The organism is Gemmatimonadales bacterium (assembly GCA_030697825.1).
Lineage (GTDB): Bacteria > Gemmatimonadota > Gemmatimonadetes > Gemmatimonadales > JACORV01 > JACORV01.
Genome location: JAUYOW010000153.1, coordinates 1 through 26,327 on the forward strand (window position 1 = coordinate 1; position 26,327 = coordinate 26,327).

Genomic DNA, 26,327 nt, shown 5'->3' on the forward strand with positions numbered 1-26,327 from the left:
GTCCGCGGGGCGGTGTGGATCGCGGCGCTCGTCCCGTCGTCGCTCATGGCTCAGGCGGATAGGCAGCCGCAGCGCACCGTGTCGGGGGTGCACTTCCGGGGCAATCACGCCCTCGCCGCCGACACGCTCGCCATCTCCATCGCGACCACCGGATCGAGCTGGCTCGCCGGGTTAGCCCCACTCCGATTCTTGCACCTCGGCCAGCGTCGCACGTTCGACGAGCTCGAGTTCCGGCGCGACGTGGTGCGGCTCCAGCTCCTCTACCGCCTGCACGGCTACTTCGAGGCGCGGGTGGACACCGTGGTTCGGCGGGGCGGCCAGAGCGTGTCGGTGACCTTCCGGATCCAGGAAGGCCCGCCCGTCATTGTGGACACGATCGCCATCGGCGGCGCGGACAGCATCGTGCCGGCGGACCGGCTCCGGCACTCGCTGCCGCTGGCGGTCGGCCGGCCGTTCGACCGCTACCTCTTCGTGACCTCGGCCGACTCTCTGGTGATGGCGATGCGGAACCGCGGGTACCCGTTCGCCGAGGTGTACCGGAGCTACAGCGTGGACAACACCACCCGGCTCGCGCGGGTGGGCTACGACGTCGTGCCCGGCCCCCGCGCCCGGGTGGGCGAGATCGCCATCGCGGGGGCGCAGGGCGTGAGCCGTCGCACGGTGCGCCGATCGCTCGCCGTGCGGGAGGGCGACGTCTCGAACCAGGACGCGCTCTTCGACTCCCAGCGGAGCCTCTACCAGACCGACCTCTTCCGTTACGTCAGCGTGGGTGTCGCGGCGGAATCCACGGTGGCGGGATCGGACTCCCTGGTGCGAGTCCAGGTGCAGGTGCAGGAGGGGCCGCGCACGCGGTTCCGCACCGGCGTGGGCTACGGCACGATCGACTGCTTCCGGGCCCAGGCCACGTTGGCGCAGAACAACTTCCTGGGCGGCACGCGGCGCCTCGAGCTGGCGGGCAAGGTGTCCAAGCTGGGTTTCGCGCACCCTACGGCATTGGGGAGCCGGAACGTCGTCTGCCCGGAACTGGCGAAGGACATCTCGGGGAACAGCCGTTTCTCCGACACGCTGAACTATCTCGCGTCCATCACGCTGACGCAGCCGGCGCTCTTCGCCCGCCGCAACGCGATCTCGATCACCGCGTTCGCGGAGCGGCGGTCGGAGTTCAAGGCGTTCGAACGGATCGGGGTGGGCGGATCGGTGTCGCTCGGCTTCGGCGTCGGCCGGGACCTGCCCGTCACCCTCACCTACCGCCTCGCGTACGGGCGAACCCGCGCCGCCGACGCCACGTTCTGCGTGTTCTTCGACCGCTGTGAGCAGTCGGCCATCACGCAGCTCTCCGACAACCGACGCCAGGCGGCGCTGGGCGTGTCGGTCCTGGGGAAACGAACCGACAACCCCGTCGATCCGTCGCGCGGGCACGTGACCTCGCTCGAGGCGGCCTATGCGGGAGCCGCGATCGGGTCGCAGTATGCGTTCGCGAAGATCGTCGGCGAGGCCGCCCTGTACCGGCGGCTGTCGCGCGACTGGGTCGCGGCGTTCCGGGTCCGCGCCGGAATCGTGCTATCGGGGCTTTCGACCGTGCCGGGCGGCGCGATCCGCTTCGTGCCGCCGGAGGAGCGCTTTTATCTTGGCGGCCCGTCCTCGGTGCGCGGGTTCGGCCGCAACGAGATGGGGCCGGTGGTCTACGTGGCGGACCGCGCCGACACGAGCTTGACGGCCGGCACGATCACGTACCCCGGGCTCCGGACCTCGTCGCTGGGGAGCAACGCGATCGCGCTGGCTAACCTCGAGCTGCGCTTCCCCTCGCCGCTCCTGTCCAGCCGGTTCCGTCTGGCTGCGTTCGTGGACGCCGGCCAGCTGTGGGACCAGACGACCGGCGGGCTGATCCCCAGCGGGTGGCGCGCGACGCCCGGCCTCGGCCTGCGCGTCGCCACGCCGCTGGGACCCATGCGCTTCGACGCGGCGTACAACGGGTATGACCGCCAGGTTGGACCGCTCTACATCGTGAACAAGACCGCCGGGACGCTCGATCTCGAGAAGTCGAACTTCCGGGGGCCCGCGCGCGGCGCGTCGTTCCTGGGGCGCCTCCAGTTCCATTTCAGCGTGGGCCAGGCCTTCTGATGCGGCGCGCGCTGCTGATCGGCGGTGGTGCCGCGGCGGCCCTCGCCCTCGTAGGCGCGGGGCTCGTGGCGCTGCTGCTCGCTTCCGCGCCCGGGCATGCCTTCGTACGCGACCACGCGGTGCGCGCCCTGGAGGGGAGCATCGACGGGCGCGTGACGGTCGGGTCGCTGAGCGGCTCGCTCTGGCGTCTCGTGGACCTCTCCGACGTCACCCTCGCGACCCCCGACGGCCGGCCGGTGATCCGCGCGGCACGAGTGCGCGTGCGCTACGGTTTGCTCGAACTCCTGCGGCGCCGGTACGTCCTGCACCGCGTCGAGCTGATCCGGCCCACGATCGTGCTCGAGCAGGCGCCCGATGGCACGTGGAACTACCGGCGGCTGTTCCGCCTCGACCGGCCGCGGCGGGGCCCCGCCGGCCGCCGTCCGCTCGTCGAGCTGGTGGACGCGCGCGTGATGGATGGCACGGTGGTGCTCGAGCCGAAGGCGGATGCGCATGGTGTCCGGGCCGAACGGCAAATCCTCGGCGTCCAGCTCGACCTGCGCCGGCTGCGCGTATCGCACCCCGACTCCACGGCGATCGTGGCGTCGGTGAGCCGGTTGGCGCTGCGGTCCACCGAACCGCGGGTCCAGGTCGTCAAGGCGGATGGTGACGTGACCGTGGACGGCGACAGCGCGCGCTTCGACTTCGATCACTTCGAGCTGGCGAGCACCCGCGGCTCCGCGGCGGGCCGAGTGCGGTGGGGCGGCGGGCGGGTGAGCTACGATATCGCGCTGCACGCGCGCCGGCTGAGCTTCGCCGACGTGGCATGGCTCGATGCGCGGATGCCGCGCACCGGCGGGGGCAGGGTCGTGCTGCGCGCGCACGCGCTCCCGGGCGGCGCGGCGGAGTTCGACGTTCGCGAGCTGGAGGTTACGAGCGGGCGCAGCGCGGTGTCGGGGACGCTGCGCGTGTACGTTGGCGCGCGGGGCGGCGTCCGGATCGGCGCGATGGACCTGGCCCTCGCGCCGCTCGACCTCGACGTCCTCCGGCCGCTGGTGGACACGCTGCCGGTGCGCGGCCTGGTCAGCGGCCGGCTCCGCGGCTCGGGCACGCCGGGCGACCTCGCCGTGGACGCGAGCCTGGCGTTCACCGACGAGGCCGTGGCCGGCCATCCCACTAACACCATCGCCGGCCGGGGGCACCTCGTGCTGGGCGGCGCGGAGGGCCTGATCTTCCGCGGGTTCGCGGTGTCGCGCAGCGACCTGGACTTCAGCACGATCCGGCGCTTCGCGCCCTCGTTCTCGATACTCGGGCGCCTGGGCGCCACGGGCGGACTCGACGGTCCGTGGAGGGACGCTACGTTCCGCGGCACGCTCACGCATTCGATGGCCGCGCTGCCGACGTCGATCCTGCGGGGCACCCTTCGCCTGGGGTTGCGGGACACGGTGCGGGTGGACGCGGACCTCGTCGCCGACTCGCTTTCCTTCGATCTGCTCGCGGCCTCGTACCCGTGGATCCCGCTCAAGGGTCTGGTGGCCGGGCCGATCGCGCTACACGGGCCGGTGACCGCGCTCGAGTTCGACGCCGCGCTCTCGGGTTCCGTCGGCCGATGGGGGGCGCGGGGCACCGTGGGAGGGCGCGACTCGGCCGTCACGGTGCGTGCCGAGGGCACGGTGGACTCGGTGGACCTCGGGCGGCACTTCGCCTCGGCGCCGCCGACGGTGCTGTCGGGGCGGTGGTCGGTGGACCTCACGGTGCCGACGGCGGACACGACCCAGGCGACGACCGGGCGCGTGCGCGTGGCGCTCGACACGAGCCGGGTGGCCGGCCTTGGGGTGCGGCGCGCCCGGCTGGTCCTGGCGCTGACGCCGGACCACTTCGCCGTGGACACGGCGTTGCTGGTGTACGAAGGGGGCGACGCCGAGGTGTCGGGCGCGCTCGGGCGCGCGGGCCGCCCGCCGGCGCAGCTCACCTTCGCGTTCCGCTCGGACACGCTCGCGCGGTTCGTGCTGCTGGTGCAGTGGCTCAAGAGCGCGTCGCGCGATACGGTGGGCGAGGTGGCGCTCGAGGGGCGCGGTAGCGCGACGGGGCGGCTGGTCGGCACCACGGCCGAGTGGGAGGCCGACGGCTCGCTTGAGGTCGAGAGCGTGCGGTACGGCTCGTTCGCGGCGCGTCTGCTCCGGATGAACGGCGGCGCGGCGTACGGGGCGCAGGGCTGGGGCGCGCTCGATCTGCGCGTGGCGGCGGAGTCGCTTGCGGTCCATGGCTACGCCTACGAGTTGGTCGACATCGTGGCCGCGGGGCCGCTGGACAGTCTCGGCCTCAAGGTCGAGGCGGGCTTCCGGCTGGGCTCGTCCCTGCGCGCGGAGCTCGTGCTGCGCGCGGAATCGCTCGGCGTCGAGGCGCGGCTGGACTCGCTGATGCTCGCCCTGCCAGAGCGGACCTGGCGGCTCGCGGCGCCTTCGGTCATCGCCGCGACGAGGGACTCTCTCACCATCGATTCACTGGAGCTGCGGGCGGAGGGGGCCGGCGGCCGGGTGTGGGCTGCGGGGAGCCTTCCCCGCGCCGCCGTCGGCGATTTCGCCCTCTTCGCCGACGGCGTGCCGCTGGTGGACGCGTATGCGCTCGCCCAGCGCGACACGGCCGGCACGGGCGGCAGCCTCTCGCTCACGGTCCACGTGGCGGGATCGGCCGCGAGCCCCATGATGGACATGCAGTTCGCGCTCGACGACGGCCGCTTCGGAGAGTTCCGGGCTCCGCGGGTCGAGGTGCTCGGCCGCTACGCGGACCGGCGGCTGTGGCTCAAGGCCGGCCTCTGGCGCGAGGGAGTGAGGGTGGTCAGCGCCAACGGGTCGCTCCCGCTGGACCTAGCCTTCACCCCGGTCGCGAGCCGGCAGCTCTCTGACTCGCTCGAGATCCGCATCCGTTCCGACTCGGTGGACCTCTCCGTGGTGGACGCTCTCACCTCGCTCGTTTCCAACGTGGCCGGGCAGGTATCGGCGGACGTGACGATCGGCGGGACATGGGAGGAGCCTCAGCTCACCGGCACGATCGACGTGCGCGACGGCGCTGTCACCGTGCCTGCCGTCGGCGCGCGGTACACCGACATTGACGCCAGGCTCGCGCTCGGCGACAACCGGATCCGGGTGACCGAGGCGCGGCTTCGCAGCGGCGGCACGCTGAACGTCTCCGGCGAGGTGCGCTTCGAGTCGCTGACCAAGCCGGTGCTCGACCTCACCCTCAAGCCGCGCGGGTTCGCGGCGTTCAACATCCGCGACTTCGGCGCCTTGACCGGGAGCGGCGATCTCCGGCTGCGCGGTCCCGCGCTCGGCGCGACGCTGAGCGGCAGCCTCACGGTGGACAACGGCTTCCTCGCCTTCGCAAACCTGGTCGAGAAGCGGATCGTGAACCTCGACGACCCGGAGTTCCGGGCGATCGTGGACTCCAACCTGGCGCTCGCCGCGGACCTCGCGCCGCCGGTGCAGAGCGTCTTCCTCGACAGCCTGCGCATCGAGGGCCTCACCGTGGCGATGGGGCCGGACGTGTGGCTGCGCTCGCACGAGGCCAACATCCAGCTCTCGGGCGAGTTCCAGGTCGCCAAGGCCGTGGAGGACGGGCTCCCACGCTACCGGCTGGACGGCACGCTGAACGCGGTGCGCGGCACCTACCGGCTCACACTCCCCGCCACCTCCAAGGAGTTCCAGGTGACCCGCGGCACGGTGCGGTTCTTCGGGACGCCGGACCTCAACCCCGAGCTGGACATCGCGGCGCAGCACACCCTGCGCACGTTGCAGGGCGGACAGCTCGTGGTCCGGGCGATCATCGGCGGGACGCTCCTGGTGCCGCGGCTCACGCTGGAGAGCGACCAGCGGCCGCCGCTTTCCGAAACCGAGCTGGTGTCGTATCTGTTGTTCGGCCGCCCCTCGGCCGACCTGGTGCAATCGGGGTCGGGCACCCGCAACCAGGTGGAGATCCTCAAGGGCACGGTGGCGAGCCTCGCCGCCGGCGAGCTGGAGCAGACGCTGGTGGGCGGCTTGGGGCTGCCACTCGACTACCTGGCCATCCGCCCTGCGGGGATGCCGGGCGACGTGCTCGGCCTGGGCGCGACCCGCGTCGAGGCCGGTACGCAGATCGGCGAGCGGACGTTCCTCATCCTCAATGCGGGCCTCTGCGAGGTGCGGCGCGGCGCCACGTCGCAGATCCTGGGCGCGAGCGTCGAATACCGGCTCTCCCAGCGGTTCAGGTTCGAGGCCAGCATCGAGCCGTTGCGGGAGTGCCGGGTGACCGGCGCCACGACACTGCAGTCATCCCGATACCAGATCGGAGTGGACCTCTTCTTCCAGCCGGGCCAGCGTTGACGCGAGCGGTCATCATCACCAACCCGGCCGCGGGGCGCTCGGCGGAGGCGGACCTCGCGCTCGTCCGGCGCCGGCTCACTGAGGTCGGCGTAGTGGTGGACGTCGCGACGACCGGCGGACGTGGTGACGCCGAGCGCCTGGCGCGCGAGGCCGTGTCCGACGGCGCCGAATTGCTGATCGCGCACGGCGGCGACGGCACGGTGATGGAGGTCGCCGGCGTGCTGGTGGGTACGGAGCGGCCGATCGGAATCCTGCCCGCGGGGACCGGCAACCTGCTGGCGGGGAACCTGGGCATGCGCCGATCCGCCCAGGCGGCGGTGGACGTGATCCTCGCGGGGAAGACGCGCGCCATTGACGTCGGCAGGATGGAGAGCACGACCGGCGCGCGGTACTTCGCGGTCGCCGCGGGCGTGGGCTTCGACGCCCAGCTGATGCACCAGACGGCACAGCACCATAAGCGTACCTTCGGCGTCGGCGCGTACGTGGCGACCGCGGTAGGTCTCGCCACCGCGATCACGCGCGCCACGGTCCGCATTGAGACGGACCAGACGGTATTCGAGGGGCAGGCGGCCATCGTGCTGGTCGCGAACTGCCGCGACCTGATCACGGGCGTGTTCCAGCTCCATCCCGCCATCGAGCCGGACGACGGTTTCCTGGACGTGGCCGTGCTCGACGCGGCTACCCTGCCCGGCGCCGCGCGGGTCGCGTGGCGGCTGTTCACGCGGCGTCCGCAGTCGGACCCCGGCATCACGTTCCTCAGGGCACGGACGGTGCGCGTCGTGGCCGACCCGGTTCTCCCCGCGCAGGCCGACGGGGACGCCGCGGGCCATTCGCCGATCGCGATCGAGATCCTTCCGCGCGCGCTCAGGGTGCTCGCCCCGACCCATGACTGACGCCTGGCCGCTGCCCACCGCCGAGGGTACATTCGCCTCGATGACCACTCCGCTGGCCACGAAACGGGTCTTGGTGGTGGATGACGAGCGGGCGATCGCCGCGGCGGTGGTTCGCCGCCTCGAGCGCGCGGGCGCGTCGTGCGTCATGGCGCATTCGGGGACGGAAGGGCTCGAGCAGATGACCGCCGAGCGGTTCGACCTCGTGATCACCGACGTCGCGATGCCCGGCAAGACCGGGTTCGATCTCCTCGACGAGGCGCAGAAGCTGGCCGAGCCGCCGGCGGTCATCGTGCTCGTGTCGCCCGGGGACGGGGCGGGTGTGTCGGAGGCGCTGAGGCGCGGCGCCGACGCCTGCGTGATGAAGCCGCTCGACGCCGAGCAGGTGGCTCACGAGGCGTCGCTGGCCTTGGAGCTGCGCGGCATGCGGCAGGTGGTGCAGGCGATCGGCGTGACGCGCGCCGCGGGACCGGTGCTGGTGGTCCTGGGCGAGATCGTGAACGCGTTCGAGAAGGCGGACCCCTACCGGGCCGGATACTCGAACCGCACCGGGCGGGTGGCCGTTGCTATCGCGGTGCCGCTCGGTCTCGACCCCGACCGGCTGGCCCTCGCCGCGCGCGTGCACGATGTGGGCATGCTCGCCGTACCCATCACCGAGCAGCACGCGGAGGGCCCGCCGACCCGCACCGCTCACCACCTCATCCGGGTGCACCCGACGCTCGGCGCGCGGTGGATCGAGCGCCTGGGTGCGGACCGCTCCGTGGTGTCGGCCGTGGCGGCGCACCACGAGCGCGTGGACGGGGGCGGCTACCCCGGCGGCCTGGCTGGGGACGACATCCCGCCCCTGGCGCGCGCTCTCGGCACCGCGGCGGCGATCGCCGCGATGTGCGCGGCCCGACCCTGGCGCGCGCGCCGCGAGGCCGACGCCGTGATCACCGAGCTGGTCCAGGGCCGCGAGACGCAGTTCGGCGCCGCCGAGGTGGACGTCGCGGTAGATGTCCTCCGGCGCACCCCCACCCTCCTCGCCTGAGACGCCGTGGCCGACTACCTGCGGCTCATCGACGATGATCCCGACGTCCTGCGGGCGTTCGGCGACTACTTCGAGAAGAGCGGATACGAGAACTTCCTCACCAAGCCCGTGGACGTGGCGCACCTGGCGGTCGCGACGGCGCGCGTCCTACCTCGCGACCGAATTGCAGCCCAAGCTGCTGCAGGCGCTGGAGACCAAGACCTTCCGCCGGCTGGGCGGCACCCGCGAGATCCAGGTGGACGTGCGGCTGATCGCCGCGACCAATCGCGACATCGAAGAGGCGGTAAAGAGCGGACGGTTCCGCGAAGACCTGTTCTACCGGCTCAACGTGCTGCCGCTGCAACCGCGCGGCGGAAGAGCTCGGCATCTCGCGCGCGACGCTCATCAACAAGATCAAGACGTACGCACTGGACCTCTGAGGTGACCCATGAGTGAACGTGATATGATGGTGTGCCGGTCGTGCGGCAACGAGGAGCGGGCGTCGGAGGGGAACCCCTGCCAGGAGTGCGGGACCTTCATCTGCCTGATCTGCGACTTCCGTGGGATCACCATGTGCAAGGCGTGCCGGCAGAAGAAGGGCCAGCCCGAGCCCGCCAACCTCCCGCTGCCCGCGCCCAAGACTTCGTCCTAGCGGCGCTCCCCCACCACCTGCTCGAGGGCCTTGAGCACCCTGGGGTCCAGGAGCATCCCGGCGAGCCCGCGCAGGTTCTCCATGGCCTGGGCCGGGCTCAGGGCCTTCTCCTCTTCCACGGTCGCGGTCAGTTCGTCGTAGAGGTTGGCGGCCGCGATGATCCGCGCCCCCAGCGGGATCGCGTCCCCCTTGAGGCCGTCCGGCTTCCCGCGCCCGTCCCAGCGTTCGTGCTGGCGCCGCACGATCGCGATGACCCCGGCGTGCCCGCTGAGCGGCTGGAGGATGCGCGCCGCGAGCTCGGGGCCTTCCGGCGCGCCGACCAGCTCTTTGGTGCGCTGGCTGGTCTCGCGGAGCACGTCCTCGCGCAGCGCGAGCTGGCCGATGTCGTGAAGGCGCGCTGCGATGCGGATCGGCTCGATCTCGTCCGAATCGATGCCCAACTGTGAAGCGAGTTGCGACGAGAGGTTGGCGACGCGCACCGAATGGGTGCGGCCGCCGGGCCCCGGCTTCTCGAGGGCCTCCACCAGGGCGGTGAGCACGGTGACCGAGAGTGCCTCGATCTGCCGCTTCTGCTCCTCGAGGTCGCGCGTCCGGAGCGCCACCTCGCGGGTCAGCCACTCCTCGAGGGAACGCCGCTCGATCTCCAGCTCGCGCTTGCGGAGCGCGTACTGAAGGGCGTGGGCCAGCTCCTCCAGGTCCACCGGCTTGATCAGGTAGTCCGCGGCGCCGTTCTTCAGGCACTGGATGGCCGACTGCGGGTTGTCCACGCCCGTCAGCATGATGATGGCCAGGTCGGGGTCCCGTTCGATGGCGATGGGCACGAGCTCGATGCCGGTCATGCCGGGCATGATGATGTCGCACACCACCGCGGCCACGCGGTGAGCCTCGAGCTGGTCGAGTGCCGCCCGCCCGTTCGATGCCTCGAGCGCCTGGTATCCGGACTTGGTGAGGAACTGGTGGAGTACGCGGCGCACCGCTTCGTCGTCATCCACGATGAGAACGGTCAGCGGTGCGGAGGCGTCGGCCACGGCTCCGAAGGTACGGCGCGGGTGGTGAAGCGGCAAGCCGCTTGACGCTCCCCCGCGCCTCCCCCTAGCATTCGCGCTCCACACCTTCAGGATCACTGCATGCCGCCTTCGCTTACCGACGTCACCGGCATCCTCGTTGGTCACGCTACCGACGAGAGCGGAGGCACGGGCTGTACCGTCGTCCTCGCGCCGGAATCCGGCATGCCGTGCACCGCGCTAGTGCGGGGCCGCGCCACCGGCACCCGCGAGATAGACGCCTGCCGCCCCGAGTCGCTCGCCGGCCGGGTGGACGCGATCGTCCTCACCGGCGGCGCAGCGTACGGTCTGGCCGCGGCCGACGGCGTGGCGCGCTGGCTGGAGGCGCACCAGCGCGGCTTTTCCGTCGGGCCGGGGCTCGTCCCCATCGTCCCCGCCGCGGTCATCTTCGACCTCCTCCCTTTTGGACGCTTCGACGCCCGGCCGACGCCCCAGATGGGCGGGACCGCGTGCGAGACGGCATCCAAGGTCGTGGCCGAAGGGTCCGTCGGCGCGGGAACCGGCGCGACCGTAGGAAAGGCGCTCGGCCCCATGAGCGCGATGAAGGGCGGCGTGGGCACCTGGTCGGTGCGTTACGGGGAAGTCGTGGTGGGCGCGATCGCCGTCGTCAACGCCTTCGGCGACGTGACCGACTCAGCGGGCAAGATCATCGCGGGGGCGCGCTCGGACGACGGCGGGTTCGTCGGCACCGCCGCCTACCTCGCCAGGGGCGGGCTCACCCGCGGCGCGCTCTCGCCGCCGCACCGGATCTCGCACCACAACACCACGCTGGTCGTGGTCGCCACCAACGCGTCGCTCAACCGCCTGGAGCTGCGCGGCGTCGCGCAGGCCGCGGTCGACGGCATGGCCCGGCGCATCATGCCGGTCGGCAGCACCTTCGACGGCGACATCGTCTTCGCCTGTTCCGCCGGAACCGTCCAGGCACTCCCGATACAGGTCGAGCAGATGGCGCGCGAGGCCACGGAGATGGCCGTCGAGCGTGGGGTGCGGCTCGCCAAGGGCCGCGACGGCGTCCCGGGACTGTCGGATTGATCCACGCCGTCGTCACCGCCGCGCTCGCGCCAATGTTGGGAAGCCCCGACGTCCGGGCCGAGTTGGTGTCCCAGGCGCCGCTCGGCCACCTGCTGACGGTCACCGAAGAGCGCGACAGCTTCCTTCGCGTGCGCGCCGAGGACGAGTACCCCGGCTGGGTCCACCGCGGCTACGTCGCCTTGGGCGAAGGGTCTTGGGTAGAGGCGTGGCGCGCCGACGCGCACCATGCCAGCCTCGGCGCGATGCTCTCGATCGACGGCCGCACCCGCGTGCTGCTGCCCCTCGGCGGGCGTGTCGCGCCGGAAGCCGGCGGCGCGGTGCGCCTGCCCGATGGCCGGATAGGGCAGCTGGCGAGTGGAAGGGTCGCGCCGTTCTCAGCGCTCAAGGACGAGGCCCGCGAGATGCCGCCCGCCACCTGGGCGGAGGTCTTCTTCTCGGGCGCGCCCTATCTGTGGGGCGGCGTCACCCCTTGGGGGGTGGACTGCTCGGGACTGGCGCAGGTGACCTTCCGGATGCGCGGCGTCGCCCTCCCGCGCGACTCCCATCTTCAGGCGAAGGCGGGCGCCGCAGTGCCGGCCGTCGACGCCAACCACGATTTCGAAGCGGGCGACCTGCTCTTCTTCGCCGAAGGCGGCGATCGGGTCACGCACGTCGCGATCGCCGACGGCGCGGGGAGCGTCGTGCACTCGTTGCTCGCCGCCGGCGGCGTTTGCAAGTCGCCGCTGAGCGGGGATAGCGCGGAGGCGGTGGCGCTGAGAAGGAGGTTTGTTTGCGCGCGTAGAGTCTGAGAAGGGGAGCGGTACCTTGGGGAGCGGTACCTTGGGACGCGCTACCCTACGGCCCGGTACGAGAGGTACCGCTCCCCGCTCCCCGCTCCCTCGTCAACATGCTCAACCTCACCCCGATGCTGTCCTGCACCAGGCGCGCGTCATCGATCGAGCTCGCGCCGTTGACGACGATCGAGAAGGCCAGCTCCTCTCCGCCCGCCGTCGTCACGTAGCCGGCCAGCGCCGAGACGCCGCTCAGAGTCCCGGTCTTGGCGCGCAAGCGGCCGGCCGCCGCTGTTTCCGTCATCCGCGAAAGCATCCCGGCGCCGACCAGCGGCAGCGACCCGAAGAACGCCGGGCCCTCGGGGGAGCGGCGCATGTAGGACAGCAGCTGAACGATCGAGCGCGGCGACGCCTCGTCCAGGAGGGACAGGCCCGAGCCGTCGCGCACCTGAACGGCGCTCGCGGGGATGCCGGCCTCTTCGGTGAGGAATCGGGCCACGGCGCGTGCTCCGCTGGCGAATGTGCCCGTGCCGCCCTGCATCCGGCCGATGGTCCGGAACGCCAGCTCCGCCGACAGGTTGTGGCTGCGGTGGTTGATCATCGTGACCAGCTCGTCGAGCGTCGGGGAGCGGTGGACCGCGATGGCGCCCGCGAACGCATCGCCCCGCCCGGCGGAGCGCATGAGCATCGTGTGGGCCCGTGTCCCATCGTCGTCCACGACCGCGCGGGTGTTGCCGGAGACGTTGATGCCTCGGGCTTCGAGCAGGCGCCTCAATAGGCTCGCCGCGAACTCCGCCGGCCTCTCGACCAGGATGGTGCGGCTCCAGGCCGGAGCGTCCGCGGCGATCGTTCCTGAAAGCTCCACGAGGCCGTACCCACGGCCCCGCCGCACCCGGATGGCCGTGCGGCTCCCCGGCCGCCCGGTGATGACGACGCTCGCCACCCCGTAGTAGTCGGTCTCCGGCGTGAGGCGAGCCCGCGCCGCCGCGCCGCGTCGCGCGCCCGGCTCCACGGTGACGCGGATGCGGTTCTCGTTGGCGCCGAGGGCGGAAGGGCGCGCCGCGTACGCGCTGGTGACGTGGTCCGGCTGCCATCCGGGCGCGGTCAGCTCGCCGCCGAGGAACGATGCGTCGCCGATGATGTTGCCGCGGATGCGATGGATCCCCGCCACCACGACGCTGTCGGCGAAGAGGGCGAGGCTCGACGTGTCGAGCGCGAACGTCGGATCGCCCGTGCCGTAGAGCACCAGGTCGCCTTGCAGCTCACCGTTGCGCACCCGCCCGTCGGCGAAGAGCACGGTCACGAACCTGAAATCGGTGCCGAGGTAGTGCAGGGCGGCTGCCGTGGTGAAGAGCTTGGCGGTCGAGGCGGGGACGAATCGGCGGTCGGCGCGGTACGACAGCAGGGTGTCGCCGCGAGTCAGGCTCACCACCAGCGCGCCCCAGGTGGCGCGGCGCCACATCCGGTCCGCGAAGAGCGGCGCGATCGAATCGGCGAGGGGACCGCGGGGGCGCTCCTGGGCGACGACAGGGCCTGCGGCAGCCGCGGCGAGAAGGATCGCCGACCGGGAGATTCTCATTGGCGAATGATACGCCCCCGGGTCCGCGGACTGAAGGGTGCGCGTCGCGATGCGTAAGCGAAAAGTCCACGCGTCCGGTAACTTTCCGGACCATGGTCCAGCCTCAGCCCATCGCCGCCTCCGTTCCCGCCTCGCCTGCCGGGCGCCCGGCCGGCTTCACCGGCACCGACGCGCTCCTCGGGCTCATGGTGACACTGTGGGGCATCAACTTCATAGTGATGAAGGCCGTGCTCCCTGCCTTCAACAGCCCGCTCGGCTTCAACGCCGCGCGGTATACCCTCGCGACGATAGGCATCGCCGGCGTGGCGCTCGCGTCCCGGGCGAAGCGCCCGCCTGCCGTCTACCTTTGGCGCCTACTGCTCATGGGCCTCGCCGGCAACACCGCCTACCAGCTCCTGTTCATCGAGGGCCTCGCTCACACCCGCGCCGGCAACGCGGCGCTCATCATGGCCGCGGTCCCCGTCGAGATGGCTATCCTCAGTCACTTCCTCGGTCACGAGCGCCTGCGCGCCCGGGATGTCGCGGGGCTCGTGATCGCCACCGCCGGCATCTCGACGATCATCCTGGGCAGCGGAACGGCGGTGGGCCTGGGCGGCAGTGTCGGCGGGGACCTCCTGACTTTCCTCTCCACCCTGATGTGGTCCTGGTACGCCATCGGCACCAAACCTCTAACGGACGCGCTCGGGCCCATCGCGACCACCGCCTGGACGATGGCGCTCGGCGGCCTGCCGCTGGTGCTCATCGGCATTCCGTCGGTGCTCGCGCAGGACTGGCACGCCACGACGCCCACGGTGTGGGCCGGCGTCGTCTATTCGTCGCTCGGCTCGCTCGTCCTGGCTTACATCATCTGGAACCGCGGCGTCTCGCGGCTCGGTCCCTCGCGCACGGCTATCTTCTCCAACTTCACGCCCGTGGTCGCGATCCTCGCCGCATGGCCGCTCCTCGGCGAAGTCCCGACGCTATGGCAGATACTGGGCGCCGCGGGCATCTTCGGCGGCATCGTCCTCACGCGCACATGAAGCTCGTCTGCTTCGACATCGACGGGACCCTCGTATGGACCGACGGCGCCGGCCGCCGCGCCATTCGCCGTGCCCTCGAGGACGTCCTCGGCGCCGCGGGCCCGATAGACGGATTCCGCTTCGACGGCCGCACCGACGGCGAGATCGTCTGGCGGCTGACCGAGGCCGCCGGCCTCGCCGTGGATACGACGCTGATGGATCGCGTGCTCGCCCGCTACGTCGAGCTGCTGGGAGCGGAGTTGGCGAAGCCGGAGCACGCGACCCACGTCTATCCCGGCGTGCGCGAGCTGCTCGACGCGCTCGAGCCACGCGAGGACTGCGTGATCGGCCTGCTTACCGGCAACGTGGCGAGCGGCGCGCGTCTCAAGCTCGGCTCTGCCGGGCTCGATTTCGAGCGCTTCAGGATCGGCGCGTTCGGCTCGGACAGCCACGAACGCACCGCGCTCCCGGCGCTCGCGCAGCAGCGGGCGCGGGAGGTCCTCGGGCTCGAGGTCGCCGGCCGGGACGTCGTCATCATCGGGGACACGCCGGCGGACATGGCCTGCGGCAAGGGGATCGGGGCGAGGGCCATAGGGGTGGGCACGGCGGCGTACTCGGCAGAGCAGCTGATGGAAAGCGGAGCGCATGCGGCATTCGCGGACCTGTCCGATACGGCGCGCGTGATGGAGGCGGTGCTGAAATGAAAGACGCGCAGACGCGCCGACGCGCAGACGCGCGGCGGTGGGCGGTAGCCGGTCTGTCGGTGCTGCTGGGCGCCGGCCGGGTGTCGGCACAGGAGCTCGTCACGGCGCGTTTCGACGTGGCGGGTCCGGCCGCGGTGGACTCGGTGCGACGGCTCGGCATCGACATCGTCGAGGTTCGGCCGCAGCGCGATGGGCGGGTGAGCCTCGTGGCCGTGGTGTCCGACCGGGACCGGTCGCTGCTCGGATTGCGGGGGCTGATCCCCGCGGACGTGCCCCGCGCTCCGTTCGCGGCCGCGATGGAAGCGCGACGTCAGCTGCTGGGCGCGCGCGCCTTCACCGTGTACCGGGACTTCGACGATCCCGCGCGAGGCATCAAGGTCTACCTTCAACAGATCGCCGCGGCGCGCGGCAACGTATTCGTGGACTCGATCGGCGCGTCCGTCGAGGGGCGTCCCGTCCTGGCCGTAAAGATCGGCGCGCCGGACGACTCGCCCAGCCGGCCTAACGTCATCTTCGTCTCGACCTATCACGCGCGCGAGTGGGCGGCGACGGAAGTCACGCTGCGCCTCCTCACGTTCCTGGCCGACTCGTTGCCCTTGAAGCCGGGCGGCGCGGCGCTGCTCGCGAGCCGGGATGTCTGGGTGATCCCGGTCGCCAATCCCGACGGCTACCAGTACACCTTCTCGACCACGCGTCTGTGGAGGAAGAACCGGCGTCCCAACCCCGACGCGACGTTCGGGGTGGACCTCAATCGGAACCATTCGGCCTTCTTCGCGCTCGACGACCTCGGCTCCAGTCCGCAGCCCGCCTCCGAGGTCTTCCGCGGCGCCGCGGCCGAGTCGGAGCCGGAGACCCAGGCCGTCGCCGCGTTCCACCGGGCGCACCCACCCGTCGCGGCCGTCACCTATCACACCTACACCGGCGCCATCCTCTACCCGTGGGGCCACGTGGACGGCGCCTTCACCGGCGACGACGGGATCTTCCGTGCCCTGGCCGGCACCGAGGCCGCTCCGGCGATGCAGGACAGCCTGCCCGGCTCGCAGAACGACCACTACCACCCGGGCCCCGGCTGGCACCTCTATCCCACCAATGGCGACTACGCCGACTGGGCCTACGGCGAGTTCGGCGCCGCGGCGTTCACCGTCGAGCTGACCTCCGGCTGCTGTGTGACAGGCGGCGTGTCCTACGGCTTCGAGTTCCCGGACGACGACCCGCTCCTGGCGCGCGTGGCGCGCGACAACCTGCCGTTCGCGCTCGGCCTGCTCCAGGCGGCGGGCGACCTCGCCAACGCCGTCGGCCCATCGGGTGAGAGCGCCGGTGGCGCGCGGTTCGAGTCGGTGTGGCCGAGGGTCCGGGTAGTCGTGCCGAAGCCGGCCGGCGCTCCGTCGCTCCAGCTCGCGACGGACAGCGGACAGGTTCAGGCGGTCGCGCTCACCGCCGACTCGTTAGGCGACGGCCGCAGCTTCGCCCGCTTCGTCGCCGCGGACGCGGTCCGGCGCGACGCGCGCGCCGTGAGGGTGCAGAGCCTCGGCATCGTAGCCGACATCGTCGCGCGCGAGGGCGCGGAATCGCCGGCCTCGCCGTGGCAGGGCTTCGGCCGCACCGCCGAGGCGTTCGACGGCTTGCAGGCGTGGACGGCCAGCACCGGCACGCTCACCTCGCCGGATATCCCCGTCACGGGACGCAGCGGCCTCACCCTCTTCTTCTGGACCAAGCACGGCGGGTCCATCTTCGACCAGTCAATGCAGGGCAGGGTCGAAGTCTCGACGAACGGTGGCGCGACGTGGACCATGGTGGACCGCTTCGTCGGCTCGGCGGCGGCGTGGTATCCGGCGGCGATCCCGCTCACCGTCGCCGCGGGCGCGTCCAGCTTGCGGGTGCGGTTCGAAGCCGACGGACTCAACTGGTACCTGGACGACATCGCGATCGCGGCGGGCGAGACCGGGCTGTTCGATCCGGTGAGCGCCACGAACCAGCCTCCGGCTCCCGCGATCGAGCTTTCGGCCAACCCGGTGCGCACCCCGCCCGTCACCATCCGCTGGCCCGCGGAGGTAGGGAGCGCGCGCGTGGACGTCTTCACGATCATGGGCACGCGCGTCGCCGGAGTGACCCTGTCGCCGGACCCGGGCCTCTACGCGTGGAATGCCGAGACGATGTCGGGCGCGCCGCTGGTCAACGGCCTCTACATGATCGTCGTGACGCGGGACGACGGCACACGGCTCAGGCGCAGGATATTCATCGCGCGGGGACGGTGACATGGCGGTGATCGGGCTCGGGATCGACGTCGTGCCGGTGGAACGGGTGAGGAAGATGATCGAGCGCCACGGCGACCGGATCCTCCAGCGCATCTTCACGCCGCAGGAGCGCGAGCTGGCGAAGGACCTCGAGCACCAGGCGCTGCACCTCGCCGGACGCATCGCGGCGAAGGAAGCGACCTACAAGGCGCTCTCCACCGGGGGCGCCGACTTGGGGATCGGATGGCTGCACCTGGAAGTCGAGAAACTCCCCGACGGCCGGCCGCGGATGATCCTGCACGGCCCGGCGCTCGAGCGTTTCAACGCCCTGGGCGCCAACCAGTGTCACATCTCGTTGAGCCACGATGGAGGCATCGCGGCCGCGGTCGTCATCCTCGAGTGAATCGCTTGCTGAGCACCGCCTCATCGGGTAGTTTTCGTTTCCCATTTTCTTGAGAATGAGTCTCAGTTGAGTTTGAGTTCGACCCTCGCCCTTCTTCTCTCTCTAGCCCAGGCGCCCGCGCAGGCTGCCCCCATCGCGGCCCAGCAGGATGCGACGGAGGCTGCCCGCCGGATCGTGGCCACGCTCCAGCTCGCGGCCCAGGAGTACCGGCTGGCGTGGGTCGGCGGCTCGCTCACCAAGCCGGAGGAAGCTCATGAGGCCCGGCTCTTCGTCGCCGAGGCGCGGCGATCCGGGCGTGACCTTCCGGTGCCGCTCTCCCGCGACGTCGACGCGCTCATCGCCGGCATCGAGCGCCTCCTCGTCGCCTCCGCGCCCGCCGAGTCGGTCGCGGTGCGCACCGCGGACATCGAGCGCCGCCTCACCGTGGCCTTCGGTGTCTCGCTCGACGAGCGTCCATCGCGCGAGCCGTCGCTGGCCAACGGCGAGCTGTTCTACAACTCGACCTGCACCCGTTGCCACGGTCTCGAGGGACGCGGCGACGGTCCAGTGGCGCGCCGGCTGACCCCGCCACCCGCGGACCTCACCGACTCCACGATCCTGGCCGCCACCACGCCGCTCGATCTTTACCGCAAGCTCAGCCTCGGCGTGCCGGGCACCCGGATGCCGGCCTACGACGAAATCCTCTCCCGCGAGGAGCGGTGGGACGTCGTCGCCTACGTGCTGACGCTGTCGGACTCGAGCGCGCGGCGGAGCCGCAAGGCATCGCTCGCGATCGTCTTCGGGACGGTGCGAGGCGAGTTGGGAGGCGCGGTGGACCTGGCGCGGCGCGGCGAGCGGCAGGCCGCGAGCCGCAAGGTATTCGACGGCTACCTCGCGTTCGAGGCGGTCGAGGGCGCGCTCCGGCCCACCGAGCCTTCGCTCGTCTCCCGCGCGGAGCGGCGGTTCGCGGCGCTGCGCGAGGCGACTGCGACCGGCGCGCCGGCCGCGGAAACGGAGCGCCGCCACGCCGAGCTGCTGACGACGCTCGCCGAGGCCGAGGACGCCCTCACCCGCACCCGCTCGGCCACCGCGCTCCTGGCCGAGAGCTTCCTGTTGATGGTGCGCGAAGGCTTCGAGGCCATCCTCGTCATCGCGGCCATCATGGCGGTCCTCATCAAGAGCGGCGCTGAGGCGCGGCGGAAGAGCGTGCGCGAGGGTGTCCTCGCCGCGGTGGCGGCGAGTCTCCTCACGGCGGCCCTGCTCGAGTGGGTCTTCATCATCACCCCGGCGCGGCGAGAGGCCCTCGAGGGCGGCGTGATGCTGCTCGCGGCCGGCATGCTCTTCTACGTCTCCTACTGGCTGATCTCGAAGATCGAGGTCGCCGCGTGGCAAAGGTTCGTGAAGGGGAAGATCCAGAAGGCCGTGGAAAGCGGCAACGGGCTCGCGCTCGCGGCCGTGGCGTTCCTCGCCGTCTATCGCGAGGGGTTCGAGACGGTGCTGTTCTACAAGGCGCTCTTCGTGACCGGCGGCGCGGGCGGCGCCGCGCCCATCACGATAGGCATCATCGCGGGTTCGGTCGTGCTGCTCGTGCTGTTCCTCGGAATCGAGAAGTTCGGCCTGCGCATCCCGATGCGGCCCTTCTTCGCGGTGACCAGCATGACGCTCTACTTCATGGCGTTCGTTTTCGCCGGCACGGGAGTCAAGGAGCTCCAGGAAGGGAGCATCGTCTCCACTACGCTCGTGCCGAGCGGCCCGCGCAACGAGTTCCTCGGCATCTATCCGACGGTCGAGGGGCTGGCGGTGCAGGGCGTCATCCTGGTCGCGCTGGTGATCGCGCTGGTATGGACCTTCGTCGTCAGGCCGCGGCGCGCCCGGGTCGAGGAGGCGCCGAAAGTGGCGCCCGCCGCGAAGGCGAAGGAAAAGGCGGCGGTCTAGAGAAGACCGAAAAAACTTGAGGCGAGCCGATGCCGATTACGGCCAAGCTGTCGAAGAAGTTCTACGAGAAAATCGGCGACGAAGTTGCCAACGAGCTGGTGGAGTGGCTCAATACGGTGGACACGGGCTACCGGCAGGAGTTCAAGGACCTCAACTTGCCACCGTCCGCGAAGTAGAAGGACGCCTCGGGCTTCAGCTCCTCCAGGGTGGACTGGAGGATCTTGCCGAGGCTGTCATCCTTAATGGCCTGGTTGCCGGCATCGGCGGGGATCGAGACTCGCAGCATCATGCGCATGGGACCGCCTCCTTTGTCAGTGAAGTTCTGGTTTGCATCCTAACCTCTACGTCGGGCGGTGCCGCGGCGGATGTTGCGGCGCGGCGGCGACCCCGGGACGCATGGGGCGCCCAACGTGGACCGTTCGTCCTGCACCGCCCTACTTCCGGCATTTGACGGCCCGCGCTCGCGTCGCGACTTTGGCCTCCTACGCCCTCAGCCGGGAGACCGCCATGGCAATTCCCTCCGACCCGCGCGACTACCTCGCCCAGCGGCTCGACGGCGCCCGGGACCTCTCCTTGGGGGCATCGCGTGCGTATCGGGCCCTACCTTCGACAGCTTGGTCGAACGCAGCGGACACGGGCGTGGCGGGTGGCGTTTCGGCCGCCTTCTAGCGAGAGCGGCCCTTCGGCCATACTGTAGGGGGCGTCAGCTTACCCATCCCATCACAGGAGGCTGGTATGGACGTCGACAAGCTCAGCAGCCAAGCGAGCCGGGTCTTCTTCACGGCGGCCTTCACGCTCTTCGCCGTCTCCGTCATCGAATGGTGCCTGAGCTGGTTCCAGGTGTCGATCTTCGGGCGCACCTACACGCCGGGACGCCTGATGGAGTTCGCGGCCATCTCCCTCGTCTTCGTGATCGCCCTGCTCCTCAGGCAGATCAGAGAAGAGCTGCGCAAGCCGAAGCCCTAGCAGGCCCAGTACGCCCGGGCCGCGGCCCTAGAACCCGCTCCTTCGTCTGGAGCGGTTCACGGGGTGCGTTGCTCGAGTGGCCCACGCGCTGCACCTCGCGCCCGGAACGTGATCACGACGCGCCAGGCGGCGCGCTACGGTATGATCGTGAAGGGTGTGCCGCGCGCGCCGCGGTATGCTTCGAACCCGCGGCGGTCGAAGGTGAATACGGTGTCCAGCCGCAATGCATCTCCGAGGGTCACCAGGGTCGCGTCAGCGTAGTCCATTGGCACGTCGGCGTAGCGCCGCATGAGCAGCGCGACCTGGGGGTGCAAGCGGCCATCGAGGCCGAGATGCTGCTCGCGGCGAACCAGCGGCAAACCCTATCAGCGATTCGCTGAGATGATCGAGCGGCACTGGGACGGCATCGCGGCCTACTGCGAGGAAGAGAACAAAGTGTCGCTCGGCTTCGTCGAGGGGCTGAACAACAAGATCCGCGTCCTCCAGCGACGAGCCTATGGCCTGCGCGATCCTGACTATCTCCGCCTCAAAGTCCTCACGTGCAGGCTCCCGGAACTCTGAAACCGACCCGAAACTACCCACTCAGTTGGGAGAAGACCCAAAAAATACAGGCTGCCTCCCGGCAGCCTGTAGGTTCCTGATGGGTCAAAACCCCCCTGTGAGTTTTACCTGCCCCCACCATTCACCGATCGTTGATAGAGCAACCCGCGTGCCACGCCTGATGGCTATCGGCATTCCGCTGTCGGCAAACGACTTCGGCTATCTGCCGAAGTAGTGGTGGCGTGACGGTTCCAGGATTCGCTGTGCAGCTTCTGGACGCGAGTTCGGATTCTGGACGGCAAGGGCTCCAGTACTCTACGTGCGCACCAGTCTCCTGGCGCAGCCGCTGACGATCGAGGTGGAGCGTTTCCGGATCGACTCGACTTGGACGGCCGAGCGGCCGTTCCAGAACCACCGCGAGCGGACGGCGCTCGGCGGGTACGAGCGGGCGCAGGAAACGCTGCCCGCCGGCACGGTCGTGGTGCGCGTGGACCAGCCGCTCGGCCGGCTGGCGTTCTACCTGCTAGAGCCACGATCCGACGACGGGCTGCTGGACTGGAACCTGCTGGACGGCGCGCTGGCGAACGCGCGAAGCTACCCGATCGTGCGGACCTTCACGGCGCCCTGAGCGGGCCGCGGCACCAGCATTGTCGGGGCGTTCGCCGTCCCGTGTCACCCGCCTCTCTCGCTAGACTGCGAACTGCCGCAGGTGGTGATCCAGGTGCTGGTAGGCCAGGATGCCCCATTCGCGCGGCGACAACGGGCCGAACGCCGGATGGACCGAGTGCGGAAGCTCCATGGCCATGCGCCCGATCAGAGTTTCACACCCGCCCAGGTCGGCGTCCCACGTTGCCGGGGCCGTCGTCAGCATCTCGGGCGCCGTCTTGACCTTCCCGCGCGGCGCGGGAGCCCGCAACTCGATCACGAGCCACTTGACCAGCGTGCGGGTAAGCAGCGAATCGCGACGCCGGCACGCCAAGTCGCCGAGCGCTACGCGCAACGCGTCGCTGACATGGCACACCATCTGGTGGGACTGCATCGTGCCCCAGCGCCGCGCGTGCTGCGGAGTCAAGCGCCGGAGGCGGGTGATGATCGCCTGGCGATCGGACGACTCGAGGAGAGAGCTTATGGCTTCGGCTCCCGGGCGATCGGTCGCCTAAGGGACAGCGAATAGTTGGGATGGGTGCGCCGCTTCATTCGTTTGATAGGCAGCCTCGTCACGCTAGCGCGTGGCCCGCAGGTAGAGGTAGAGTCCGTAGCCGCCGACCCCCGCTCCGGCGATCGTGACCAAGCCCTCGTTTACCACCAACCCGGTCACGATCCCGGCCGCCCCGACGATCATGAGGATCCTACCCTGCCGACTGCCCCCGCGGGCACGCTGGATCTCCCGCCGGAGGGCAATCCGGTAAGCGGCCGCAGCAGGCACGGGCGTAATCAACGGCACCGCGGTCGACGAGAGCATCGACCCGGCCGCGTCAGCCAAGGGCGCGGGTGCGGACTGGGCGACCGCGACGCGCGCAGGAATCGCCGGGCACAGAAGAAGAAGCAGGACTGCGGTGGTTCGCTGCATACGCCCTCCTTGGGCCGCGGCGGCCACCGCAAGAGCGGTATCTCCGAGGCCTCGGCCGCCATACAATAGCACGTTCCGCCGCGGACCGGCAGCTTCCAGCCGAGCCGGTGCGGAAACTCGTACTGCCGACGGCCTCCGAGAATTCCGACGCTCACATTTCGCTCAGGAGCCACGATCTCGACTCGATCCGAGGTAGGAAGACCCCCCACTCATGCACAGCCGGGAGTTTTCACCCGCCCTCAGCCCCTGTTAGGCTGCGTCCCGTACGAACTGGGTCATGTCCAGGGCAAAGTGAACGGGCCAGAGCCACAGAACATCGGCCCCACGCCAGGCCGAGCCAAGAACGATGGCGGTCAGGCCGAAGTCGCGGACGAGCCCCACAAGCTCCGCGCCGGACGCCCCCGCACTCATGAGCGCTGGAAGGTGCCCTGCTGCGAAGAGGGCCGCCGTGATCAGAATTGCGCGCCCAGCGCCAAGCGCGGCCGCCAACCGCACCACCACCACCGCAAGCGCAATGTCCTCTGCCAAGACCTGGACCGCGTACTGGGTGTTGCGCGGCTGAAAGACACGGCTGAGCGTAGCGATCCACGATGGCGCCCCCGCCTCGAGTCCGGCGTACAGCGTCAATGCCACCAAGGCGAGGCCGAGGCCGATCCCCAGACGAGGCAGAGCGGCGTCGGGCGGCAGCCACGCCGATGGCAGGCCCTGACGACGCACGACCGGAAGGAACAGGATAGGTGAGAAGATGATGAGCTGATTCACCGACTCTGCGAACGGCTCCCAGGGTCCGCTCCCGGGGACTCGGACGCCGTGTGACCAGAGCTGGCCGAGTCCAACGACCGCCACCGCGGCCGCGAGGGCTAGGCCCAGCTCCCGCCAGGGACGCTCAAAGGCGCATCGCACCGGATGCTGCCAGTACGGCAAGGCTCTGGATAAGCCCAGCCAAAGACCGCAGACGAGCGAGTAGCTGATAGCGAGGACCGCAGAATGATTCACTTCACTCCCGCCATGTGTGGTATCCGGTTGGGGGCATGCAGCAGTGGACGCGGCCTAACGCATCCGCGTTCAGCTGCGGCGCTTGTTCAGCCACCAGTAGAAAGGCAGGCCGAAGCAGAGGCCGCCTAACAGTGAGAACGCCACGAACCATGGCCACCGCACCCTGCCGGGTGGGGTGCGCGCGAAATGGACCGTCAGAATGGCGAGAGTGATCGACGCGTCGATGATGAAGCTGAGGGCGAGCCGGTCTTCGAGGTGGAGTGCCGAGGTAGCCCGCGGCGATGAGGAGCGGAACGGCCAGCAGCGCCTTGGCCGGCAGTCTGGTATTGAGAACGCTCATGAGAAGGGTATCTCCCGGGCGAAGGCCCCCCAAGCCGTGTCGTGCCGTGCCTAACGCTGCCTGGCGCGTCGCGGCCGATAGGACCAGTCCGCCAGACGCTGGCCGGCGGATGGTGCATAAGCTGGGTGGGAGCCGGCCGGCGCGCCAGGCCATTGCTTGAGCGCGCCGCATCATCTCCGCGCGCAGGAGTAACCGCCGTGAGCGCAAAGCCTACGACCAAGCGTTTGCCGACCGCTGACCGGCCTCGACATGGGCGGGCCGATCTGACGCGCCCGCGGCGGATGACCGAGGCCGAGATTCGGCGCACGTCCCCACCCGAGTTGGCGAACCTGCCGGACGATTTCTGGGCGGATGCGGAGTTGGTGCTGCCGCAGCCCAAGCAGGCGATCTCGTTCCGCGTTGATCAGGACGTGCTGGAGTGGTTCAAAGAGCAGGGGCCACGCTATCAGACCCGCATGAATGCGGTGCTGCGGAGCTACATGCGTCATGCGAGAGGCAACCAACATCGGCAGCTAACGAGGCGCTCAGAGCGCTCCTCCGGTTAGACTCCGTTGGAAGCGCCCAACGGATGGCGCTTAGTTGCGGGAGCAAATCAGCCGCGCCCGTCAGCAGGGCGGGTTAGGCCGCTGCCTTGACACCGGGGAGCAAGTTGTACAGATTAGTTGTACAAGATTACGGGAGTCGAGGATGGCCACCAAGTCCAGCTATAGCCATGCCCGCCAGAATTTCGCCAAGCTCTGGGACCGCGTCGAGGACTCGCGCGAAGCAGCGGTGATCCAACGCCGAGGGCATGAGGACATGGCCCTGCTGCCTGCGGACGAACTCAGCAGCCTGCAAGAGACCGCTTATCTGCTTCGTTCACCTCAGAACGCCGCTCGACTACTTGCCGCCCTGACTCGAGGCCGGCGCGGTCGAGGGAAGCGACGCGACCTAGCCACCCTGCGCCGCGAACTGCTCGGGCAGGACTGATCATGGCCTGGCGCGGCCGGCGTCGGGCGGTCCTTCAGGATGAGTGCTGGGAGGATTTACGATTTTGGGTGGACACGAACCGCAAAGTCGCACTTCGGGTGCTCGACCTGATGGACACCGTGCTGCGCGAGCCGTATGCGGGCCTCGGCAAACCGGAACACTTGAAGCACTTCGGTGGAAACGTGTGGTCACGCCGGATCAACGAGGCGGACCGACTCGGGTATGAGGTGTTTGACGATCGGGTGGAGTTCCTGCAGGCGCGCTACCACTACGGCTGACGCTAAACCTAGGGCGCCTCGCCGAGCTCGGCAAGATCGAGCAGCCTGCGGGCGTGCCGCACCGTGAGGATGGATACCCGCCTCGGTTCGATCCGGTAGATGACGCGGTAGCTGCCAAAGAGCAGTTCGCGGAGCTCTGGCCGATCGGTCTCAGGGACCCGACGACCTCGCTCGGGCATGCGGCCGAGGGTGCCGACCGCCGCAAAAAGCTCGTCTACCCACTTGGCCGCCGCGCCAGGCTTCTCTCGGGCGATGTAGGCCGCTGCCTCGGCGGCCCGGTCAATAGCCAGTGGCGACCAAACAACTCTCACGACGCAAGGCGGGCCAGCACCTGCGCCTTGGCGCGAGAATGGGGAACCCCCCGCCCACGGGCCAACTGCTTCTCGGCCTCGCGGACATCCTCGAGCAGCTCCAGCCGGTCGAGCAGGGCCTCGTACTCCTCCACATTGACCAGGACGGCAGCGCTGCGCCCGTGTTGGGTGATGACCACTGGGCGCCGGGTTCGGCGCACCTGGTCAAGCACCGCTGCCAGGTTCGCGCGGAACTCAGCGAGCGGTTGGATGCCCCTGCTGAGGCGGACTCGTTTCATGCGCCCTCCGAATGTACAGAAGAATGTACATCCGAGACACCGTGGGCGCAAGGAGCGCGGTCAGCGGTGGCTGCCTAACGGACAGAGAAGCTGCGGGGCGCGGCGGCCACTGTCCGTGCGGCCAGCACCCAGGCCCCAGCGCCTACACAACAGCACGATCCGCCGCGGACCGTCAGCTTCATGCACTTGATATTTCCAAGAAGTGCCCTCGAGGAGTAGCGTCTCATCGATCGGCCAGGATCGTGAACCGTCACTCCAGGAGGGCACTCCCATGTGGTACTCCGGCATCGACCAGCACAAGCAGTACTGCGTGATCACAACCTATGGACCCGAGGGCCCGCGCGTCAAACAGGCCCGGGTGCCGAGCACCCC

Annotated in this window: 28 protein-coding genes; 21 read left to right on the forward strand and 7 right to left on the reverse strand. The window is 70.1% G+C overall.

Annotated elements, in window-relative coordinates; all coding sequences use genetic code 11:
• The 6 genes from Q8Q85_08530 to Q8Q85_08555 all read left to right on the forward strand — a co-directional run.
• A partial coding sequence (locus Q8Q85_08530; GenBank protein ID MDP3774298.1) for a BamA/TamA family outer membrane protein occupies window positions 1-2,121 on the forward strand: 2,121 nt, incomplete at its 5' end.
• Window positions 2,121-6,458: a translocation/assembly module TamB domain-containing protein gene (locus Q8Q85_08535; protein ID MDP3774299.1), complete on the forward strand. Its 4,338-nt coding sequence runs from the start codon at window positions 2,121-2,123 to the stop codon at window positions 6,456-6,458. The genes Q8Q85_08530 and Q8Q85_08535, both read left to right, overlap by 1 nt.
• The gene (locus Q8Q85_08540; protein ID MDP3774300.1) at window positions 6,455-7,351 is read left to right on the forward strand and encodes a diacylglycerol kinase family lipid kinase; all 897 of its coding nucleotides are present in this window, start codon (window positions 6,455-6,457) and stop codon (window positions 7,349-7,351) included. Before Q8Q85_08535 ends, Q8Q85_08540 begins: the two co-directional genes overlap by 4 nt.
• Before the next feature lie 40 nt (window positions 7,352-7,391).
• Window positions 7,392-8,378, forward strand: coding sequence for a response regulator (locus Q8Q85_08545; protein MDP3774301.1), 987 nt, complete (start codon window positions 7,392-7,394; stop codon window positions 8,376-8,378).
• 163 nt (window positions 8,379-8,541) lie between these two features.
• Window positions 8,542-8,802 carry a sigma 54-interacting transcriptional regulator gene (locus Q8Q85_08550; GenBank protein ID MDP3774302.1) on the forward strand — a complete coding sequence of 87 codons (261 nt, stop codon included), beginning with the start codon at window positions 8,542-8,544 and terminating at the stop codon, window positions 8,800-8,802.
• Between the two features lie 3 nt (window positions 8,803-8,805).
• Window positions 8,806-9,009, forward strand: a complete 204-nt coding sequence (locus Q8Q85_08555) for a hypothetical protein (GenBank protein ID MDP3774303.1) — start codon at window positions 8,806-8,808, stop codon at window positions 9,007-9,009.
• Here Q8Q85_08555 and Q8Q85_08560 read toward each other — a convergent pair.
• Complete coding sequence (locus Q8Q85_08560) at window positions 9,006-10,037, reverse strand: response regulator (protein ID MDP3774304.1); 1,032 nt, start codon at window positions 10,035-10,037, stop codon at window positions 9,006-9,008. The two genes, Q8Q85_08555 and Q8Q85_08560, sit on opposite strands and share 4 nt — an antisense overlap.
• A gap of 99 nt (window positions 10,038-10,136) precedes the next feature.
• Here Q8Q85_08560 and Q8Q85_08565 point away from each other — a divergent pair, with 99 nt between their 5' ends.
• A complete protein-coding gene (locus tag Q8Q85_08565; GenBank protein MDP3774305.1) occupies window positions 10,137-11,105 on the forward strand; it encodes a P1 family peptidase in 969 nt (322 codons plus the stop codon).
• Window positions 11,102-11,893 carry a C40 family peptidase gene (locus Q8Q85_08570; GenBank protein MDP3774306.1) on the forward strand — a complete coding sequence of 264 codons (792 nt, stop codon included), beginning with the start codon at window positions 11,102-11,104 and terminating at the stop codon, window positions 11,891-11,893. The genes Q8Q85_08565 and Q8Q85_08570 overlap by 4 nt, the downstream gene beginning before the upstream one ends.
• A 46-nt stretch (window positions 11,894-11,939) precedes the next feature.
• On the opposite strand, the gene dacB is transcribed toward Q8Q85_08570, so the two are convergent.
• Window positions 11,940-13,454 (reverse strand): D-alanyl-D-alanine carboxypeptidase/D-alanyl-D-alanine-endopeptidase, encoded by a 1,515-nt coding sequence (gene dacB / locus Q8Q85_08575; protein ID MDP3774307.1) that lies wholly within the window; start codon window positions 13,452-13,454, stop codon window positions 11,940-11,942.
• A 92-nt stretch (window positions 13,455-13,546) separates the two neighbouring features.
• Between dacB and Q8Q85_08580 the strand changes: the two genes are divergently transcribed.
• From Q8Q85_08580 to Q8Q85_08615, 8 genes are all read left to right on the forward strand, one after another.
• Window positions 13,547-14,473, forward strand: coding sequence for a DMT family transporter (locus tag Q8Q85_08580; protein MDP3774308.1), 927 nt, complete (start codon window positions 13,547-13,549; stop codon window positions 14,471-14,473).
• On the forward strand, window positions 14,470-15,156 hold the full coding sequence (locus Q8Q85_08585; GenBank protein ID MDP3774309.1) for a haloacid dehalogenase-like hydrolase: 687 nt from the start codon (window positions 14,470-14,472) through the stop codon (window positions 15,154-15,156). Before Q8Q85_08580 ends, Q8Q85_08585 begins: the two co-directional genes overlap by 4 nt.
• Window positions 15,153-17,411, forward strand: a complete 2,259-nt coding sequence (locus Q8Q85_08590) for a M14 family metallopeptidase (GenBank protein MDP3774310.1) — start codon at window positions 15,153-15,155, stop codon at window positions 17,409-17,411. The genes Q8Q85_08585 and Q8Q85_08590 overlap by 4 nt, the downstream gene beginning before the upstream one ends.
• Window position 17,412: 1 nt before the next feature.
• The gene (gene acpS, locus Q8Q85_08595; GenBank protein MDP3774311.1) at window positions 17,413-17,793 is read left to right on the forward strand and encodes a holo-ACP synthase; all 381 of its coding nucleotides are present in this window, start codon (window positions 17,413-17,415) and stop codon (window positions 17,791-17,793) included.
• Window positions 17,794-17,859: 66 nt separating this feature from the next.
• On the forward strand, window positions 17,860-19,707 hold the full coding sequence (locus Q8Q85_08600; protein MDP3774312.1) for a cytochrome c/FTR1 family iron permease: 1,848 nt from the start codon (window positions 17,860-17,862) through the stop codon (window positions 19,705-19,707).
• A 29-nt stretch (window positions 19,708-19,736) separates the two neighbouring features.
• Complete coding sequence (locus Q8Q85_08605; protein ID MDP3774313.1) at window positions 19,737-19,883, forward strand: hypothetical protein; 147 nt, start codon at window positions 19,737-19,739, stop codon at window positions 19,881-19,883.
• Window positions 19,884-20,214: 331 nt separating this feature from the next.
• Entirely contained in the window at window positions 20,215-20,376 is a 162-nt protein-coding gene (locus Q8Q85_08610) for a hypothetical protein (protein ID MDP3774314.1), read from the forward strand.
• A 66-nt stretch (window positions 20,377-20,442) separates the two neighbouring features.
• Window positions 20,443-20,673: a hypothetical protein gene (locus Q8Q85_08615; protein ID MDP3774315.1), complete on the forward strand. Its 231-nt coding sequence runs from the start codon at window positions 20,443-20,445 to the stop codon at window positions 20,671-20,673.
• 134 nt (window positions 20,674-20,807) lie between these two features.
• Here the strand turns inward: Q8Q85_08615 and Q8Q85_08620 are convergent, their stop codons facing one another.
• Window positions 20,808-21,032, reverse strand: coding sequence for a hypothetical protein (locus Q8Q85_08620; protein ID MDP3774316.1), 225 nt, complete (start codon window positions 21,030-21,032; stop codon window positions 20,808-20,810).
• On the opposite strand from Q8Q85_08620, the gene Q8Q85_08625 reads away from it, so the two are divergent.
• Complete coding sequence (locus tag Q8Q85_08625; protein MDP3774317.1) at window positions 20,962-21,234, forward strand: transposase; 273 nt, start codon at window positions 20,962-20,964, stop codon at window positions 21,232-21,234. The genes Q8Q85_08620 and Q8Q85_08625 overlap by 71 nt on opposite strands.
• A 298-nt stretch (window positions 21,235-21,532) precedes the next feature.
• Window positions 21,533-21,841 carry a hypothetical protein gene (locus Q8Q85_08630; protein MDP3774318.1) on the forward strand — a complete coding sequence of 103 codons (309 nt, stop codon included), beginning with the start codon at window positions 21,533-21,535 and terminating at the stop codon, window positions 21,839-21,841.
• Between the two features lie 60 nt (window positions 21,842-21,901).
• Here Q8Q85_08630 and Q8Q85_08635 read toward each other — a convergent pair whose 3' ends face one another.
• Together Q8Q85_08635 and Q8Q85_08640 are read right to left on the reverse strand one after the other, a co-directional pair.
• Window positions 21,902-22,342 (reverse strand): DUF1569 domain-containing protein, encoded by a 441-nt coding sequence (locus Q8Q85_08635; GenBank protein MDP3774319.1) that lies wholly within the window; start codon window positions 22,340-22,342, stop codon window positions 21,902-21,904.
• Between the two features lie 690 nt (window positions 22,343-23,032).
• Window positions 23,033-23,779: a hypothetical protein gene (locus tag Q8Q85_08640; protein MDP3774320.1), complete on the reverse strand. Its 747-nt coding sequence runs from the start codon at window positions 23,777-23,779 to the stop codon at window positions 23,033-23,035.
• Window positions 23,780-24,316: 537 nt separating this feature from the next.
• On the opposite strand from Q8Q85_08640, the gene Q8Q85_08645 reads away from it, so the two are divergent.
• The 3 genes from Q8Q85_08645 to Q8Q85_08655 all read left to right on the forward strand — a co-directional run bounded on the left by Q8Q85_08645 (window position 24,317) and on the right by Q8Q85_08655 (window position 25,366).
• Window positions 24,317-24,664: a BrnA antitoxin family protein gene (locus Q8Q85_08645; GenBank protein ID MDP3774321.1), complete on the forward strand. Its 348-nt coding sequence runs from the start codon at window positions 24,317-24,319 to the stop codon at window positions 24,662-24,664.
• Between the two features lie 142 nt (window positions 24,665-24,806).
• Entirely contained in the window at window positions 24,807-25,088 is a 282-nt protein-coding gene (locus Q8Q85_08650; protein ID MDP3774322.1) for a type II toxin-antitoxin system prevent-host-death family antitoxin, read from the forward strand.
• A 2-nt stretch (window positions 25,089-25,090) separates the two neighbouring features.
• Complete coding sequence (locus Q8Q85_08655; GenBank protein ID MDP3774323.1) at window positions 25,091-25,366, forward strand: Txe/YoeB family addiction module toxin; 276 nt, start codon at window positions 25,091-25,093, stop codon at window positions 25,364-25,366.
• An 8-nt stretch (window positions 25,367-25,374) separates the two neighbouring features.
• On the opposite strand, the gene Q8Q85_08660 is transcribed toward Q8Q85_08655, so the two are convergent.
• Together Q8Q85_08660 and Q8Q85_08665 are read right to left on the reverse strand one after the other, a co-directional pair.
• Window positions 25,375-25,677 carry a type II toxin-antitoxin system RelE/ParE family toxin gene (locus Q8Q85_08660; protein MDP3774324.1) on the reverse strand — a complete coding sequence of 101 codons (303 nt, stop codon included), beginning with the start codon at window positions 25,675-25,677 and terminating at the stop codon, window positions 25,375-25,377.
• A complete protein-coding gene (locus Q8Q85_08665; GenBank protein MDP3774325.1) occupies window positions 25,674-25,955 on the reverse strand; it encodes a type II toxin-antitoxin system Phd/YefM family antitoxin in 282 nt (93 codons plus the stop codon). Before Q8Q85_08665 ends, Q8Q85_08660 begins: the two co-directional genes overlap by 4 nt.
• Window positions 25,956-26,327: the final 372 nt, after the last annotated feature.